Below are 14569 nucleotides of genomic sequence, written 5' to 3' on the forward strand. Positions count from 1 at the left end.
CCCCGCTCCTCAATCGCCGGAGGGGCTGACATCCCAGCCCGTCCGGCGTTTGAGGACGAGCGCGTTCAGCGCGAAGGGGGTCTGGGGGCGCAGCCCCCAGGGATGGGACGGGTAGGGGCGGCGGGGGCGAGGAACCCCTACGCCAGCCCCCGTCGGGCCACCGCCGGAGGCCGGTGGCCCGCGATGGACGTCACCATGTCCAGGACCTGCCGCGTCTCCGCGACCTCGTGGACGCGGTACACACGCGCGCCGAGCCACATCGACACCGCCGTCGTCGCCAGCGTCCCCACCAGCCGCTCCTTCAGCGGCCGGTCCAGCGTCTCGCCCACGAAGTCCTTGTTGGACAGGGACACCAGCACCGGCCACCCCGTCTCCACCATCTCCCCAAGACGCCGCGTCGCCTCCAGACTGTGCCGCGTGTTCTTCCCGAAGTCGTGCCCCGGATCGATCATCACCGACTCCCGCGGCACCCCCAGCGACACCGCCCGCTCGGCCAGCCCGACGGTCACCCGCAGGATGTCGGCCATGACGTCCTCGTACGCCACCCGATGCGGACGCGTCCGAGGCTCCGCACCGCCCGCGTGCGTGCACACCAGCCCCACCCCGTACCGTCCCGCGACCTCCGCGAGACGCGGGTCCACGCCGCCCCACGCGTCGTTCAGCAGATCCGCGCCGGCCTCGCACACGGCCTCGCCCACCTCGGCCCGCCAGGTGTCCACGCTGATGATCACCTCGGGGAAGCGGCGCCGTACCTCCGCCACGAAGCCGACCGTCCGCCGCGCCTCCTCCGCCGCCGTCACCTCTTCGCCGGGCCCCGCCTTCACGCCGCCGATGTCGATGATGGCGGCGCCCTCCGCCACCGCCTGCTCCACGCGCGCGAGAGCCGGCTCGTCGTGGAAGGTGGCTCCCTGGTCGTAGAAGGAGTCCGGGGTCCGGTTCACGATCGCCATGATCACCGGCTCGTGCGCGCCGAACTCACGCCCTCCCAGTCTGAGCATCGCCTGTGACCTCTCCTCGTGCGTTCCTGCGTTTCCCGTGCGTCCCTGTGCCCGGCCAGGCAATCCGCCCTGTATTCGGCCGCCTGCGACCCTAACTGCCAGACTCGCATGGCACGATCGGACCCTGCCGCATCAGGCACCGCACTTCAGATCGACCCGCTCCATCCGATCAACCGCTCCATCCGATCGACATGACCGACCCGATCCGTCCGAATCCCGTGGGGACCCAGCGATGTTGATGTTCTTGTTCCTGGTCGTCGCGCTCGCCGTCGTGGTGACCGCGGTGACGCTGGCCGTGGTGGGCGGCGGTGAAAGCGCCGTCCTGCCGGAGGCCGCGCCCGAGCAGCTCCAGGACCTCCTGCCGCTCGACCGCCCGGTCGGCCGCGACGACGTCGAGTCCCTCCGGTTCCCGGTCGCGGCCCGCGGCTACCGCATGTCGGACGTCGACGACGCCCTCGCCCGCCTGGGTGCCGAACTCGCCGAACGGGACGCCCGTATCACCCACCTGGAGTCCGCACTGGCCGGTGCCCAGGCCGCGCCGCGCATCACCATGGACAAGCCGGTCGAGGGGAACGGGCAGTGAGCGAGGCAGGCGCGGCCCTGGCCGGCCCCGACGGGGCACTGCGCTGCCCCTGGGCGCTGTCCACGGAGGACTACGTGGCGTACCACGACGAGGAGTGGGGCCGCCCGGTCCACGGCGACGACGCCCTCTTCGAGAGGCTCTCCCTGGAGGCCTTCCAGTCCGGCCTCTCCTGGATCACGATCCTGCGCCGCCGGGCGGGCTTCCGTACCGCCTTCGCCGACTTCAAGATCTCGTCCGTCGCGGTCTTCACGGACACCGACCGCGAACGGCTCCTCGCCGACGCCGGCATCATCCGCAACCGCGCGAAGATCGACGCGACGATCGCCAACGCGCGCGTGCTGGCCGATTGGGCCCCGGGGGAGCTGGACGAGCTGATCTGGTCCCACGCCCCGGACGCGGCCTCCCGGCCCGCTCCCCGGACCCTTGCCGACGTACCAGCGGTCACCGACGAGTCGACCGCGCTGTCCAAGACGCTGAAGAAGCGCGGCCTGCGCTTCGTGGGCCCCACGACCGCGTACGCGCTGATGCAGGCGTGCGGCCTGGTGGACGACCATTTGGAGACGTGCGTGGCGAGGAGCGCCCCATAGGGGACGCTCCAGGCCGTGTTCCGGTCGGGCTAACGCCCCAGGAACTTCGGCTTCTCCTTGTTGACGAACGCCTGCACCGCGATCGCGTGGTCCTCCGACGCGCCCGCGCGGGCCTGCAGTTCGTCCTCCTTCTCCAGGGTCTCGGTGAGGGAGTGCGTGAAGCCGTACGCCATGGCCTCCTTGAGGGCCGCGTACGCCACCGTCGGGCCGGCTGCCAGCGCCCGTGCCGTCTTCTCGGCCTCGGCCCGCAGCTCGGCCGCCGGGACGACCCGGTTGGCGATGCCCAGTTCGTACGCCTCCTGCGCCTTGATGCTGCGCGGGAACAGCAGCAGGTCGGCGGCCCGGCCGGGGCCGACCACGCGCGGGAGCGTCCAGGAGACGCCCGAGTCGGCGGTCAGCGCCACGCCCGCGAACGACGTGTTGAAGGCCGCCGTGTCCGCGACGACCCGGTAGTCGGCGGCGAGCGCGAAGCCGAAACCGGCCCCGGCCGCGACGCCGTTCACGCCCGCCACCACCGGCTTGGGCATGCCCGTCAGCGCCCGCACGATGGGGTTGTAGTGCTCGCGGACCGTCGTCATGGTCTCTCCCGTGCCGGCCTCCTGGTCGGCGGCCAGGAGCCCGATGTGCTCCTTCAGGTCCTGGCCCACGCAGAACGCCCGGTCGCCGGCGGCGGTCAGCAGTACCGCCCGTACGGCGTCGTCCGTGGCCGCCGCCTGGACCGCCTCCCGGAGGGCGACCTTGGTCGCGATGCTCAACGCGTTCATCGCCTCGGGGCGGTTCAGCGTGATCGTCGCCAGCCCGTCGTGCACCTCGTAGAGCACGGTGTCGGCCATGGGGGTCCCCTCCGGTGTAGCGGCTGCGTCGTCCTGCGTACTGATCAGTACGCACTCGTCCCATGACAGCATGGCGGAGATCATGCGCCGAGGAGAGGGCGGGTCATGTGACCTGCGTCAAAGAATTCCGGCTCGGCAACGGTCGGCCGAGAGTGCGCGCGGCGGCGAAGTATCGCAGCCACATCGCCGAATTGAGTGGTTTTGATCGCGCGCGTTGCCCAAGCGATGCCGACTGATGTTGGTCATAGGGTCCTGAGATGCGGGATAATGGCTGGGAAGCAATGTGTTCGATGCCGGTGACGTTCGTCCCATGAGGGGATGCGCGTGCCCTCCTAAGGGGCCGTCGGCGACGATGAGCTGGTTTCAGGAAGGGGAACGAGCATGGCGGCCATGAAGCCGCGGACGGGCGATGGCCCGCTCGAGGTGACAAAGGAGGGGCGGGGCATCGTCATGCGCGTTCCGCTCGAAGGCGGCGGTCGACTCGTCGTCGAGCTGACCCCTGACGAGGCCGACGCTCTGGGCGATGCCCTCAAGAAGGTCGTCGGCTGACGCGCGGACGCGTCCAAACCCTTTCAGCTGCCCCGGCACCGTGAACGTACGGTGCCGGGGCACTGTTTTGCCCGCTGTCTCCGCCATGCCACCGTGCTGCTGTTCCGTCGTGCCGCTGTTTCGCTGTTCCGACTGCGCCGAAGTCGGCAGGGCTCAGCGCTTGACCGCGCAGAGCAGACCGTCGCCCACCGGCAGCAGGGACGACACCAGTTCCTGGCTCTCGCGCACCGCCCGCAGCAGCTCCCGCAGCCGTATGACCTCGGTGGGCTGCGGCCCCGAATCGACCGTCCTGCCGTTGGCGAAGACGCCCTCGAAGACCACCAGACCACCCGTACGGAGCAGACGCAACGATTCAGCTAGGTAGTCCAGGCTCTCCAGCCGGTCGCCGTCGCAGAAGACGAGGTCGTAGCCGGCGTCCGCGAGCCGGGGCAGCACGTCCAGGGCGCGGCCCGGGATGAAGCGGGCGCGGTTGCTGGCGAAGCCGCACGCGCGGAAGGCCTGGCGGGCGAACTGCTGGTGGTCCGGCTCGGGGTCGACCGTCGTGAGGACTCCGTCCGGGCGCATGCCGTGCAGGAGATACATGCCCGAGACGCCCGTCCCGGTCCCGATCTCCGCCACCGCCTTCGCGTCCACGGAGGCGGCCAGCAGCCGTAGCGCGGCGCCCGTGCTGGGCGCCACCGAGCGCAGCCCTGCCTCGCGGGCCCGGTCACGGGCCCAACGCAGTGCCTCGTCCTCGGCGACAAAGGCGTCGGCGAACGCCCAGCTCGTCTGCCGGTTGCCGGTAATGACCCTCTCCTGTCCCCGCAGTTGCCTGGGCGTGACTGTATCCGTTGAGCTCGGGAACCCGCAGATGGGACCAGTCGTTCAGAGGGGTGCGGGACGAGGTGGGCCAGACAGCGTGAGACATGGGGGACCGGCGGATGGACCAGAACACCGGAAACACCGAGAACAGCGGCAGCGCCGTGCAGGTGATGACGCGGCCGTGGGACCCGGATCGGCGCACATCAATTCCGCGGAAAACCGCTTATCCGGAGCTAACGGGCGAGGTGGCTATGGTAGGGGCTCCACTGGACACCACCAGAGCCGACAGGGGAGGTGCGGCTGCGCCTGTGGATCGGGGAGGAGCGCTGAGGCGCCTTCTCGGATCAGCGGGTAGGCCGAAATCCGTGAACAACACTGCTGCTGACCCCAGCCACGCCGCTGACCGAGCCCAGACCGCGACCTTCTCCACCGACGCGGACGGGCAGGCGTGGACTCCGCCCTCGTGGGAGGAGATCGTCAGCACGCACAGCGGCCGCGTCTACCGCCTGGCATACCGCCTGACCGGCAATCAGCACGACGCCGAGGACCTCACACAGGAAGTCTTCGTCCGCGTCTTCCGCTCGCTGTCGACGTACACGCCCGGCACCTTCGAGGGCTGGCTGCACCGCATCACCACCAACCTCTTCCTGGACATGGTCCGCCGCAAGCAGCGCATCCGCTTCGACGCCCTCGGCGACGACGCGGCCGAGCGACTGCCCAGCCGCGAGCCGTCCCCGCAGCAGGTCTTCAACGACGCGCACTTCGACGCGGACGTCCAGCAGGCGCTGGACACCCTCGCGCCCGAGTTCCGCGCCGCCGTCGTCCTCTGTGACATCGAGGGACTGTCCTACGAGGAGATCGCCGCGACTCTCGGCGTGAAGCTCGGCACCGTCCGCTCCCGTATCCACCGAGGCCGCTCCCAGCTCCGCAAGGCCCTCGCGCACCGCTCTCCGGAGGCCCGTGCCGAGCGCCGTTTCGCGGTGCCACGGGTGGCCGCGCTGGGAGGAGGGGGCGCGACCGCGTGAGTGGATCACGGCCGTACTCGGCCGAGCGTCGTCTCGCCGAGCAGCATCTGGGAGACCGGCTCTCCGCCCTTGTGGACGGAGAACTCGGTCATGAGACGCGTGAGCGCGTCCTGGCGCACCTGGCCACCTGCCCGAAGTGCAAGTCGGAGGCCGACGCACAGCGTCGGCTGAAGAACGTCTTCGCGGAGATGGCCCCGCCACCGCCCTCCGAGAGCTTCCTGGCCCGTCTGCAGGGCCTCCCCGGAGGAGGTGATTCCGACTCCGGCGGCTCACCGCTGGGCGGGGGAGGATTCACCGACGGACTCTCCGGGTTCCCCGGGGGACCGGGAGCCGGCTCAGGAGTCTTCGGGGTGAGGGGGGAGGGCTTCGGGTACGTTCCGGCCCGCCCGCACACCTCCGTGCTCCCGCCCGCCCCGGGCCGGGGTTTCCGGATCCATGACGTCGGCCGCCATGACGCCGACCGGTCGTCCTCGCGCGGACTGCGGTTCGCCTTCGCCGCCGCCGGTGCCGTGTCGCTGGCGGCGATCGCGCTGGGCGGGGTGTCGACGGGCGTTCCCGGCGACACCACGGACGCCCGGGGCACCTCCGGCGGCAGCAACGTGACGCCGATGCGACCGCAGGGCGGTGGGACCTCGACGGCGCCCGACAGCCAGCGGCGCCGCTCCGTCGCTCCGCTGTTCTCGCAGGGAGTGGGCCAGGGGACGTTCGGACAGACGCCGGTGGCGTCGACGGAAGCGTCCGCGCCGCTGCTGCCCGGCATCCCGGCACCGCCTTCCGGGGGCCGGGAGCGTGTGGCCATGCATCCGGTGACCGCGCCGGTGGTGGCCGCCGCCGCGGTGCTGTCCCCGCTCATACGCCCGCTGGAGACCCCGCAGGTCGCCCTGACCTCCTGGTCGTCGGCGCCCGAGGCGGCTCTCCAGGGCCTGCTCATGGCGCCCACGACCGACTCGTCCTACCCTCCGTCCCCGTCCACGCCGGACACGGTCCGCTGACCCCACGAACCTGGTTGAATCCGAGGTGCGGGCCGCGTATCGGCGGTCCGCACAACAGCGGTCGGTGGAGCGGTGGTTCACCGCGTCAGTGACCCCGCGGACATCGCCGACGAGCTGTCGGGCGGGCCAGGTGTGGGGAGAGCATGAACGAGGGGAAGCCCGCGAAGGCCAACTGGTGGAGCCGGTCCAGCGGGGAGTCGGCGCCCGGTCGGGAGGCGTCGGACTCGGCCGGAGCCGACGCCGGGACCGACACCGGTGCTGATACCGGGGGCGACTTCGAGTTGGAGCGGCCCCTGGTGACGCCCGGCCCGGCCGAGGGAGACGCCGGCGGCAACGGGGACTTCGAGCTTCCGCTGCCCGTCGGCGTGCCCGAACCCCGGCCTGCCGTCGAGGCTGACGCCCCGTCCGTCCACGACGCCGATCCCTCCGATCCCTACAGCACGCCTCCGTACGGCCATCCCGGCCCCTGGGCGCCCGCTCCGCCCGTCCAGCACCCGGCGGCGACCCAGGTGACCCCGGCGCACGGTACGGCCGTAGCGGAGCCGCTGACGCCCGCCGAGGACCCCTGGCGGCGCTACGACCCCTGGGCGGCTCGTGCGGACTCCCCTCTCCAGCAGACCGGCGCCGTCCCCGCCGGTGGCCGGCCGGGGGCGCGGAAGCGGGGGCTCGTCACCGGGGCCCTGGTGCTCGCGCTGCTCTCCGGGGGCGTCGGTGGGATCGTCGGGTCGTATCTGGAGCGCCATCGCGAGGACGGCGACCAGGTCCACCTGTCACAGGCCGCGAACGACGAAACCCTCGGGCGGGCGCCGGACAGCGTGGCCGGGATCGCCGCGCGTGCGCTGCCCAGCGTGGTGACACTCCATGTGCGCGGCGCCGGAGCGGAGGGCACCGGAACCGGGTTCGTGCTCGACGGCCGGGGACACATCCTCACCAACAACCACGTCGTCGAGGCCGCCGGCGCGAACGGCAAGGTGACGGTGACGTTCAGCGGCGGCGAGACCGCCGAGGCCGAGATCGTCGGACGGGACAGCGGATACGACCTCGCCGTCGTCAGTGTGAGCGGAGTCGACGGACTCCGGCCCGTGGTCCTCGGGAACTCCGACAACGTGGCGGTCGGTGATCCCGTCGTCGCCATCGGGGCGCCCTTCGACCTCGCCAACACCGTCACGTCCGGCATCGTCAGCGCCAAGGAACGGCCCATCACCGCCGGGGGCCGGGACGGGAGCGACGTGTCGTACGTCGACGCGCTCCAGACCGACGCGTCCATCAACCCGGGCAACTCCGGCGGGCCACTGCTGGACGCCCGGGCCCGGGTCGTCGGCATCAACTCCGCGATCCGCTCCGCCGACGGCGCCTCGGGCCTGGAGGGAACCCAGTCCGGGTCGATCGGGCTCGGGTTCGCCATCCCCATCAACCAGGGCAGGCGCGTCGCCGAGGAGCTGATCAACACCGGCAGGGCGACCCACCCCGTCATCGGCGTCAGCCTCGACATGGACTACGGCGGCGACGGTGCGCGCGTGGGCACCAAGGGCAACGACGACGGGCCGGCGGTCATCATCGGCGGTCCCGGCGACCGGGCGGGCCTGGCGGCCGGCGATGTCATCACCGGCGTCGACGGACGGCGTGTGCACTCCGGTGAGGAACTGATCGTCAGGATCCGCGCCCACCGCCCCGGCGACCGGCTGACACTGTCCCTGGTGCGCGGTGGCAGCGAGCGGACGATCTCCCTCGTTCTGGGCTCCTCCGGCGGTAACTGACAGAAACCTCACAGGTGGCGGGCCCGTACCGGCTCCCGTTAGGCAAACATCCCGGAAAACCGGTGGCGTACACCCACTCTTGGCCCCCCGGACGGTACCGGTGGGACAGGATGGCCGGGTACCGTGGAACCGGCCCGGACCACGGAAGACCGCGAAGACCGCACGGACCACCGAGGGCCGAGGACCGAGGACATCGCAAGGAGCTTCAGGTGTTCAATGACATAGGACCGCTCGAGCTGGTGACGCTCGTGCTCCTCGCTGTGCTCGTCTTCGGTCCGGAGAAGCTTCCGAAGATGATCCAGGACGTCACGCGCACCATCCGCAAGATCCGGGAGTTCTCGGACAGTGCGAAGCAGGACATCCGCTCGGAGCTGGGCCCCGAGTTCAAGGACTTCGAGTTCGAGGACCTGAACCCCAAGACGTTCATCCGCAAGCAGCTGGACAACGACGAGCTGGGGCTCAAGGAGATCCGCAACGGCTTCGACCTGAAGAAGGAGATGGCCGAGGTCACGGACGCGGTTCACGGCCGCGAGTCGGACTCGTCCACCTCGTCGGCCGGTTCTTCTGCTTCCTCCGGTTCCTCCGGTGGCACCGTCGACATGACGAAGAAGCCCGAGCCGGACGAGCGCCCGCCCTTCGACGCGGACGCCACCTGACCGTCGTAGCAGGCCCGCGCGTGACGTGATTCATACTCCGACCGGGCCCCGGACGGCCCGATACGGACGTCTGCGCGGCCCACGCGCCGGGCGCTTTCCCTGCTGCTCGGACCGGTGTGGATATGCTGCCGAGTTGTTGTGGGGCCGTACATGGGCGAACAACGCCGCCCGAAGGGGGGCGGGCCGCTCCGGTCCGACGAGAACGAGGAGGCGTCCGGGTACATGGAGACGACAAGTCGGGTGGGCGCGCAGGCGCCGGCCGCGGAGGGCGGACAACAGGTCCCCTCCGCCCGGCGCACGGTCGACGGCTATCTGCTGGCGCCCTTCCCTTGGTACGGCCTCGACGAGGCCTTCACGGGACCGCGCTGGCTGATGCAGGTGGGTACGGCGGCCGACGGCGCCGTCGAGCACGGTTCGATCGGGCACGGCGACGAACCCTCCGTGCGGCACGAGGCGATGGGGGAGGACAAGGAGCGGTTCGCGGTGGTGGTCACCGTGGCCGCCAACCCCGTACGGCGCAGTGCGGACGGGACGGGACTGCTGGAGGCCACCTCGGTCTCGTCGGCGGCCTGGCTGGCGGGGGTGGGGCTGCTGTCCTTCACCTGGCCCGGTCAGATGGACCACACCCTCCGCGACGACTGGCTGGACCAGCAGACCGAGACGGCGTGGGTCCTCGCGGACGATCTCGTCGGCGACGACTGGTCCACGCTTTCCCTGCCGGTCGACGGGGTGCCGACGCCCTTCCACTACCGGGAGTCCGAGTTCGGCTGGGTTCTTGCCGGGTCGACCCAGGCGGGTGTGCACGTGGGGGCGTACGGGCGGGGGATGAGTGCGTACGGGCTCGGCTTCGCCGTGATCAAGGATATTGGCGTGTACGCGTGAGAGTGGGGGCGCCGTTTGTTTGCGGCGCCCCTTCGTGGTGGGGGCATGGGTTGTGGGGCGGGTGCTGCGCCGTTGTGGCTTGTCGCGCCCCGCGGCGGAGCCGCAATCAGATACAGCCCCGCGCCCCTAAAGGCCCCTGCTGGCCTCCGTCAGAACTTGTTCCTCGGGGTGATTCCCAGGGACATGCCCGAAAGACCCCGTGCCCTGCCGCCCAGCTTGCCGGCGATGGAGCGTAGGGCGGCGCCTGCCGGGGAGTCGGGGTCTGTCAGGACGACCGGCCTGCCGTCGTCGCCGCCCTCGCGCAGGCGGACGTCGATCGGGATGGAGCCGAGGACCGGCACCGTCGCTCCCGTCGTCCTGGTGAGGCCGTCCGCGACGCTCTGGCCGCCTCCCGTGCCGAAGACGTCGACCATCTCGCCGCAGTGCGGGCAGGGCAGGCCTGCCATGTTCTCGACCACGCCGACGATCTTCTGGTGGGTCTGCACGGCGATGGCGCCCGCGCGCTCGGCCACCTCGGCCGCCGCCTGCTGAGGTGTCGTCACGACCAGGATCTCGGCGTTCGGGACCAGCTGGGCCACCGAGATCGCGATGTCGCCCGTGCCCGGCGGGAGGTCCAGGAGGAGCACGTCCAGGTCGCCCCAGAACACGTCCGAGAGGAACTGCTGGAGGGCCCTGTGGAGCATCGGGCCGCGCCAGACGACCGGGGTGTTGCCCGGGGTGAACATACCGATGGAGATGACCTTCACGCCGTGCGAGGACGGCGGCATGATCATGTTCTCGACCTGGGTCGGAAGGCCCTCGACGCCGAGCATGCGCGGCACGCTGTGGCCGTAGATGTCGGCGTCGACCACGCCCACCTTGAGGCCGTCGGCCGCCATCGCCGCCGCCAGGTTGACGGTGACCGACGACTTGCCGACGCCGCCCTTGCCGGACGCGACCGCGTACACGCGCGTGAGGGAGCCCGGTTTCGCGAAGGGGACCTCGCGCTCGGCCTGACCGCCGCGCAGGGCGGACGCCAGTTCCTTGCGCTGGTTGTCGCTCATGACGTCGAGCTCGACGTCGACGCGCGTGACACCCTCGACCCGCGAGACCGCCTCCGTCACGTTCTTCGTGATCGTGTCGCGCATCGGGCAGCCGGAGACCGTCAGGTACACGGCGACCGCGACCGCTCCGTCCGCGCCGATCTCCACCGACTTCACCATCCCCAGTTCGGTGATGGGTCGCTGGATCTCGGGGTCGTTCACCGTCGCCAGTGCTTCACGCACCGCGTCTTCCGTAGCCATGCCCCCGATGGTACGGGGCCGCGCACCGCCCCCGGAAAGCCCGTCACCGGTCTTCTGCGTCACGCCCCCGAGGCCGTTCTGCCGGGAATGGGCCGGGTTTGTCGGAGTGGTGCCCGTCTTCGTGCCGTTCCGCGTAGCGCTCCTCCAGCTCCTTGACGAGGTCCTGGAGCTCGGAACGGATCCAGTCCCGCGTCGCGACCTCGCCGAGACCGGCGCGCAGCGAGGCGATCTCGCGGGTCAGGTACTCCGTGTCGGCGATCGACCGCTCGTTCTGCTTGCGGTCCTGTTCGAGGTTGACCTTGTCGCGGTCGTCCTGGCGGTTCTGCGCGAGCAGGATCAGCGGGGCCGCGTAGGACGCCTGGAGCGACAGCATCAGCGTCAGGAAGATGAACGGGTAGTGGTCGAAGCGCAGGTCGGCCGGTGCGCTCACGTTCCACACCACCCACAGAATGATGACGACGGTCATCCAGACGATGAACCGTCCGGTGCCGAGGAAACGCGCGATGCGTTCGGACAGCCGTCCGAAGGCCTCCGGGTCGTACTCGGGCAGCAGCCGACGCCGGGGCGCACGCGGCTGGTCGAGGCGCACCCGGGGACGGGAGGCCGCCGTGGCACCGGTGGCGGCGCGCTCGCGGGTGCCGGTCTCGCGCTCAGGAGTCATGGCCACCCGCTTCCAAGGCCTCGGCGTCGCTCTCCCTGTCGGAGTCGAGGTCGCCCTCACCCTCGCCGTCACGCTCGCTGCCGTTCCCGATCTCGTTCCCGGTCTCGTCGAGGTGGAACTCCGTCTCCCGCCAGTCCTCGGGCAGCATGTGGTCGAGGACGTCGTCCACGGTCACCGCGCCCAGCAGAGACCCGCTCTCGTCGACCACCGGCGCCGCCACCATGTCGTACGTCGCGAAGAAACCGGCGACGACCGGCAGTTCGGCGTCCGGGCGGAGCGGCTGGAGGTCGTCGTCGACGAGTGAACCGACCAGGGTGTACGGCGGGTCGCGCAGCAGCCGCTGGAAGTGGACGGCGCCCAGGTACTTGCCCGTCGGCGTCTCGTCCGGCGGACGGCACACGTACACCTGGGCGGCGAGCGCGGGGGAGAGGTCGGGCTCGCGGATCCGGGCCAGCGCGTCGGCGACGGTCGCGTCCGGGCGCAGCACGATCGGCTCGGTCGTCATCAGACCGCCCGCCGTGTCCTCCCGGTAGGCCATCAGCCGGCGCATGTCGGCCGCGTCGGAGGGCTGCATCAGGCTCAGCAGCCGCTCCTTGTCCTCCTCGGGGAGCTCGCCGAGCAGGTCGGCGGCGTCGTCCGGGTCCATCGCCTCCAGGACGTCGGCGGCGCGCTCCTCCTTGAGCTTGCCGAGGATCTCGATCTGGTCGTCCTCGGGCAGCTCTTCGAGTACGTCGGCCAGCCGGTCGTCGTCGAGGGCGGCGGCCACCTCCGCCCGCCGCTTGGGGGAGAGGTGGTGCAGGACGTTCGCGAGGTCGGCGGGGCGCAGCTGCTCGAAGGTGGCGAGGAGGCTCTCGGCGCCCTGTCCGTCCTCCTCCAGGGAGAAGCCGGTGACGGCGGACCAGTCGACGGTCAGGGTCTCGCCGTTGCTGCGCCGGAAGGCACCGCCGCGGCCCTTCTTCCGTACGAACACCCGCTCGATCTCCCAGTCGCGCCGGGCCGGCAGCTGTCGTACCGCCACATCGAGGACTGTCACCTCCTCGCCGGTCTCGCCGAGGATGACGCGCCGGTCGAGGAGTTCGCCGAGGACGAGCCGTTCGGTGGGGCGCTGCTCGAAGCGCCGGACGTTCAGCACGCCCGTCGTGATGACCTGGCCGGACTCGATGCCGGTGACGCGGGTCATGGGCATGAAGACGCGGCGCCGGGTGGTGAGTTCGACGACGAGGCCGAGCAGCCGGGGCGGACGGTTGCCGACGCGCAGCATCGCGATGAGGTCGCGTACCCGGCCCACCTGGTCGCCGTTCGGGTCGAAGACGGGGATGCCGGCGAGGTGCGAGACGAAGACACGGGAGCCTGCCGCCATGCCACGCCTCCTGCCTCGGGATGCGCTGCGGGGAGCGCGTCGATTGCGTCCAGGGGTTCCGAATTGCCTGCTCGGGTGCGCTTCAGGCTAGCCCGTCCCGTTCCGCCGCGCCCTGGTGGGGGGTCCGGACGGACTGGCTCCGCCGGGGGCCGACGGCACCGGTACGCTGCCGTCCACACCCCTCAGGACACCCGTACGAGAGGCAGCCCCACCTGTGTCTGCGATTCCCCGTGGCCGTACCCGCAGCGCCGGACTGGTGAGCGCGATGTGCGCCCTGCTCGTGACGGGGACAGGGCTGACGGGATGCGGCGCCGACCCGGACGAGGGCACCAACGGGGTCGGCAAGCTCCCGGCCGGCACCATCCAGACCAAGACGCGTACTGCGGCGGCCTCCGCCGACGCCGTACGGCTCTCCGGGACCGTGGTGACCAGCGGGACCACCTACACCCTCGACATGCGCCTCAAGGGCGACGGCGGCACCGGCTCGGTCACCGCGAAGGGGGCGACGTTCCGGCTGCTGCGGGTCGGGGAGCACCTGTTCCTGAAGGCCGACGCCGCCTTCTGGAGCCACGAGGAGGACGGCGGCAAGGGCGACGCCGGCCACTCGAGCACGGCAGCCGCGGCGAAGCTCGGGGGCCTCTTCGTGAAGGTGCCGACGGGCGACCCGTCGTACAAGAAGTTCAGCGGGTTCACCGACAAGGAGGTGCTCCTGGACGGCCTGCTCACCCTGCACGGCAGCCTCGCCACGGACGGCCACCACACGCAGTCGGGCGTCCGCACGATCCGCATCACCGGTGACGACGGCTCCGGCGGCACCCTGGACGTCTCCCTTGAGGGTTCCCCCTACCCCCTGCGCCTCGTCCGCGCGGGCGGCGCGGGCACCCTGCTGCTGAGCGACTGGGGCAAGGACTTCCCCCTGAAGGAACCCGCGAAGGACGAGACGGTCGACTACGGCCAACAACTCCCGACCTCCTGAGAGGGGGGGCGGAGCCCCCCTCAGGGGCGCGGGGAACTGCGCGACCAGCCCCCACGGGCCCGCGGCGAAAAACCTACCCTGCAGACCGCCTACGCCTCTTGAACAGCAGCCGCGGCACCCCCGGAGGGATCGGCTCCCGCGTGGTCGCCGACGTTGGCAGCGGCGGCGCCGACAGCGAGCCGTCCGGCAGAGGGCGCGTTTCCCCGGCGCGCGGAACCAACCGCACCACCCGGCATTCACGCGCCCACCGGTCGGGCACGGCCTCCCCGTCCGGCGCGTTCAGCCGCTTCCCCTTCAGCTCGGCGACCGCGGTCTCCCACTCCGGGGAGTGCGGGGCCAGCTCCTCGACCGTCGCCGGCCAGGTGACGAGCCGCCCGCCCTTGTCCTTGCTGCGGACGGTGACCTCCGCGTCGGCCCCCTCGACCAGGCCGGGCAGTGGTTGCTCGCCGGGCCCGTCGCCGACCAGGACGGCCGCGCCCTCGTGCCAGACGTGCCACATCGCACGGGCCGGGATGCCGTGGCCCGCGACGTGCAGCGCGGGCACACCGTTGCCCTTGACCCAGATGAGCCCGGACTTCTTGGTGGCCTCCTCGACGAGGGCCCGGTCGAGCAGCGTGTCAGCCAGG

The 14569-nt window shown here is 71.3% G+C and carries 16 protein-coding genes; 9 read left to right on the plus strand and 7 right to left on the minus strand.

The window, feature by feature from the left end:
• Positions 1-137: 137 nt before the first annotated feature.
• Positions 138-998 carry a dihydropteroate synthase gene (gene folP / locus OG241_RS37375; RefSeq protein ID WP_405821845.1) on the minus strand — a complete coding sequence of 287 codons (861 nt, stop codon included), beginning with the start codon at positions 996-998 and terminating at the stop codon, positions 138-140.
• A 232-nt stretch (positions 999-1230) separates the two neighbouring features.
• On the opposite strand from folP, the gene OG241_RS37380 reads away from it, so the two are divergent.
• Positions 1231-1581 carry a DivIVA domain-containing protein gene (locus tag OG241_RS37380; protein WP_405821847.1) on the plus strand — a complete coding sequence of 117 codons (351 nt, stop codon included), beginning with the start codon at positions 1231-1233 and terminating at the stop codon, positions 1579-1581.
• A complete protein-coding gene (locus OG241_RS37385; RefSeq protein WP_405821849.1) occupies positions 1578-2168 on the plus strand; it encodes a DNA-3-methyladenine glycosylase I in 591 nt (196 codons plus the stop codon). The genes OG241_RS37380 and OG241_RS37385 overlap by 4 nt, the downstream gene beginning before the upstream one ends.
• A gap of 29 nt (positions 2169-2197) precedes the next feature.
• On the opposite strand, the gene OG241_RS37390 is transcribed toward OG241_RS37385, so the two are convergent.
• On the minus strand, positions 2198-3001 hold the full coding sequence (locus OG241_RS37390) for an enoyl-CoA hydratase/isomerase family protein (RefSeq protein WP_405826653.1): 804 nt from the start codon (positions 2999-3001) through the stop codon (positions 2198-2200).
• 381 nt (positions 3002-3382) lie between these two features.
• Between OG241_RS37390 and OG241_RS37395 the strand changes: the two genes are divergently transcribed.
• Positions 3383-3550 carry a DUF3117 domain-containing protein gene (locus OG241_RS37395; RefSeq protein WP_003966491.1) on the plus strand — a complete coding sequence of 56 codons (168 nt, stop codon included), beginning with the start codon at positions 3383-3385 and terminating at the stop codon, positions 3548-3550.
• Between the two features lie 153 nt (positions 3551-3703).
• Here the strand turns inward: OG241_RS37395 and OG241_RS37400 are convergent, their stop codons facing one another.
• Positions 3704-4402, minus strand: coding sequence for an O-methyltransferase (locus OG241_RS37400; protein WP_405826655.1), 699 nt, complete (start codon positions 4400-4402; stop codon positions 3704-3706).
• A gap of 200 nt (positions 4403-4602) precedes the next feature.
• On the opposite strand from OG241_RS37400, the gene sigE reads away from it, so the two are divergent.
• The 5 genes from sigE (at position 4603) to OG241_RS37425 (ending at position 9663) form a co-directional block, all read left to right on the plus strand.
• On the plus strand, positions 4603-5376 hold the full coding sequence (sigE, locus tag OG241_RS37405; RefSeq protein WP_327697519.1) for an RNA polymerase sigma factor SigE: 774 nt from the start codon (positions 4603-4605) through the stop codon (positions 5374-5376).
• A complete protein-coding gene (locus OG241_RS37410) occupies positions 5373-6368 on the plus strand; it encodes an anti-sigma factor family protein (RefSeq protein WP_405821851.1) in 996 nt (331 codons plus the stop codon). The genes sigE and OG241_RS37410 overlap by 4 nt, the downstream gene beginning before the upstream one ends.
• 143 nt (positions 6369-6511) lie before the next feature.
• Complete coding sequence (locus OG241_RS37415; protein WP_405821853.1) at positions 6512-8125, plus strand: trypsin-like peptidase domain-containing protein; 1614 nt, start codon at positions 6512-6514, stop codon at positions 8123-8125.
• 209 nt (positions 8126-8334) lie between these two features.
• Positions 8335-8781, plus strand: coding sequence for a sec-independent translocase (locus OG241_RS37420; protein WP_405821855.1), 447 nt, complete (start codon positions 8335-8337; stop codon positions 8779-8781).
• A gap of 222 nt (positions 8782-9003) precedes the next feature.
• Complete coding sequence (locus OG241_RS37425; protein ID WP_405821857.1) at positions 9004-9663, plus strand: hypothetical protein; 660 nt, start codon at positions 9004-9006, stop codon at positions 9661-9663.
• 149 nt (positions 9664-9812) lie between these two features.
• Here OG241_RS37425 and OG241_RS37430 read toward each other — a convergent pair whose 3' ends face one another.
• Genes OG241_RS37430 through OG241_RS37440 form a run of 3 tightly spaced genes read right to left on the minus strand, consistent with a single transcriptional unit; the run spans position 9813 to position 12967 of the window.
• On the minus strand, positions 9813-10946 hold the full coding sequence (locus OG241_RS37430) for an Mrp/NBP35 family ATP-binding protein (RefSeq protein WP_405821859.1): 1134 nt from the start codon (positions 10944-10946) through the stop codon (positions 9813-9815).
• A gap of 43 nt (positions 10947-10989) precedes the next feature.
• Positions 10990-11607, minus strand: coding sequence for a DUF1003 domain-containing protein (locus tag OG241_RS37435; protein ID WP_405821861.1), 618 nt, complete (start codon positions 11605-11607; stop codon positions 10990-10992).
• The gene (locus OG241_RS37440; RefSeq protein ID WP_405821863.1) at positions 11597-12967 is read right to left on the minus strand and encodes a magnesium transporter MgtE N-terminal domain-containing protein; all 1371 of its coding nucleotides are present in this window, start codon (positions 12965-12967) and stop codon (positions 11597-11599) included. Before OG241_RS37440 ends, OG241_RS37435 begins: the two co-directional genes overlap by 11 nt.
• A gap of 265 nt (positions 12968-13232) precedes the next feature.
• On the opposite strand from OG241_RS37440, the gene OG241_RS37445 reads away from it, so the two are divergent.
• Positions 13233-13943, plus strand: a complete 711-nt coding sequence (locus OG241_RS37445; protein ID WP_405826657.1) for a hypothetical protein — start codon at positions 13233-13235, stop codon at positions 13941-13943.
• A 73-nt stretch (positions 13944-14016) separates the two neighbouring features.
• On the opposite strand, the gene OG241_RS37450 is transcribed toward OG241_RS37445, so the two are convergent.
• Complete coding sequence (locus OG241_RS37450) at positions 14017-14568, minus strand: hypothetical protein (protein ID WP_405826659.1); 552 nt, start codon at positions 14566-14568, stop codon at positions 14017-14019.
• Between the last annotated feature and the right edge of the window lies 1 nt (position 14569).

Source organism: Streptomyces sp. NBC_01390 (assembly GCF_045040105.1).
In the GTDB taxonomy this organism is placed as follows: Bacteria; Actinomycetota; Actinomycetes; order Streptomycetales; family Streptomycetaceae; genus Streptomyces.

Bases quoted from the DNA above. Each gene is read 5' to 3' on its own strand.
- OG241_RS37430 (WP_405821859.1), bottom strand. From the start codon at position 10,946: ATGGCTACGGAAGACGCGGTGCGTGAAGCACTGGCGACGGTGAACGAC.
- OG241_RS37390 (WP_405826653.1), bottom strand. From the start codon at position 3,001: ATGGCCGACACCGTGCTCTACGAGGTGCACGACGGGCTGGCGACGATC.
- OG241_RS37395 (WP_003966491.1), top strand. From the start codon at position 3,383: ATGGCGGCCATGAAGCCGCGGACGGGCGATGGCCCGCTCGAGGTGACA.
- OG241_RS37445 (WP_405826657.1), top strand. From the start codon at position 13,233: ATGTGCGCCCTGCTCGTGACGGGGACAGGGCTGACGGGATGCGGCGCC.
- OG241_RS37425 (WP_405821857.1), top strand. From the start codon at position 9,004: ATGGAGACGACAAGTCGGGTGGGCGCGCAGGCGCCGGCCGCGGAGGGC.
- OG241_RS37440 (WP_405821863.1), bottom strand. From the start codon at position 12,967: ATGGCGGCAGGCTCCCGTGTCTTCGTCTCGCACCTCGCCGGCATCCCC.
- folP (WP_405821845.1), bottom strand. From the start codon at position 998: ATGCTCAGACTGGGAGGGCGTGAGTTCGGCGCGCACGAGCCGGTGATC.
- sigE (WP_327697519.1), top strand. From the start codon at position 4,603: ATGGTAGGGGCTCCACTGGACACCACCAGAGCCGACAGGGGAGGTGCG.
- OG241_RS37435 (WP_405821861.1), bottom strand. From the start codon at position 11,607: ATGACTCCTGAGCGCGAGACCGGCACCCGCGAGCGCGCCGCCACCGGT.
- OG241_RS37415 (WP_405821853.1), top strand. From the start codon at position 6,512: ATGAACGAGGGGAAGCCCGCGAAGGCCAACTGGTGGAGCCGGTCCAGC.
- OG241_RS37380 (WP_405821847.1), top strand. From the start codon at position 1,231: ATGTTGATGTTCTTGTTCCTGGTCGTCGCGCTCGCCGTCGTGGTGACC.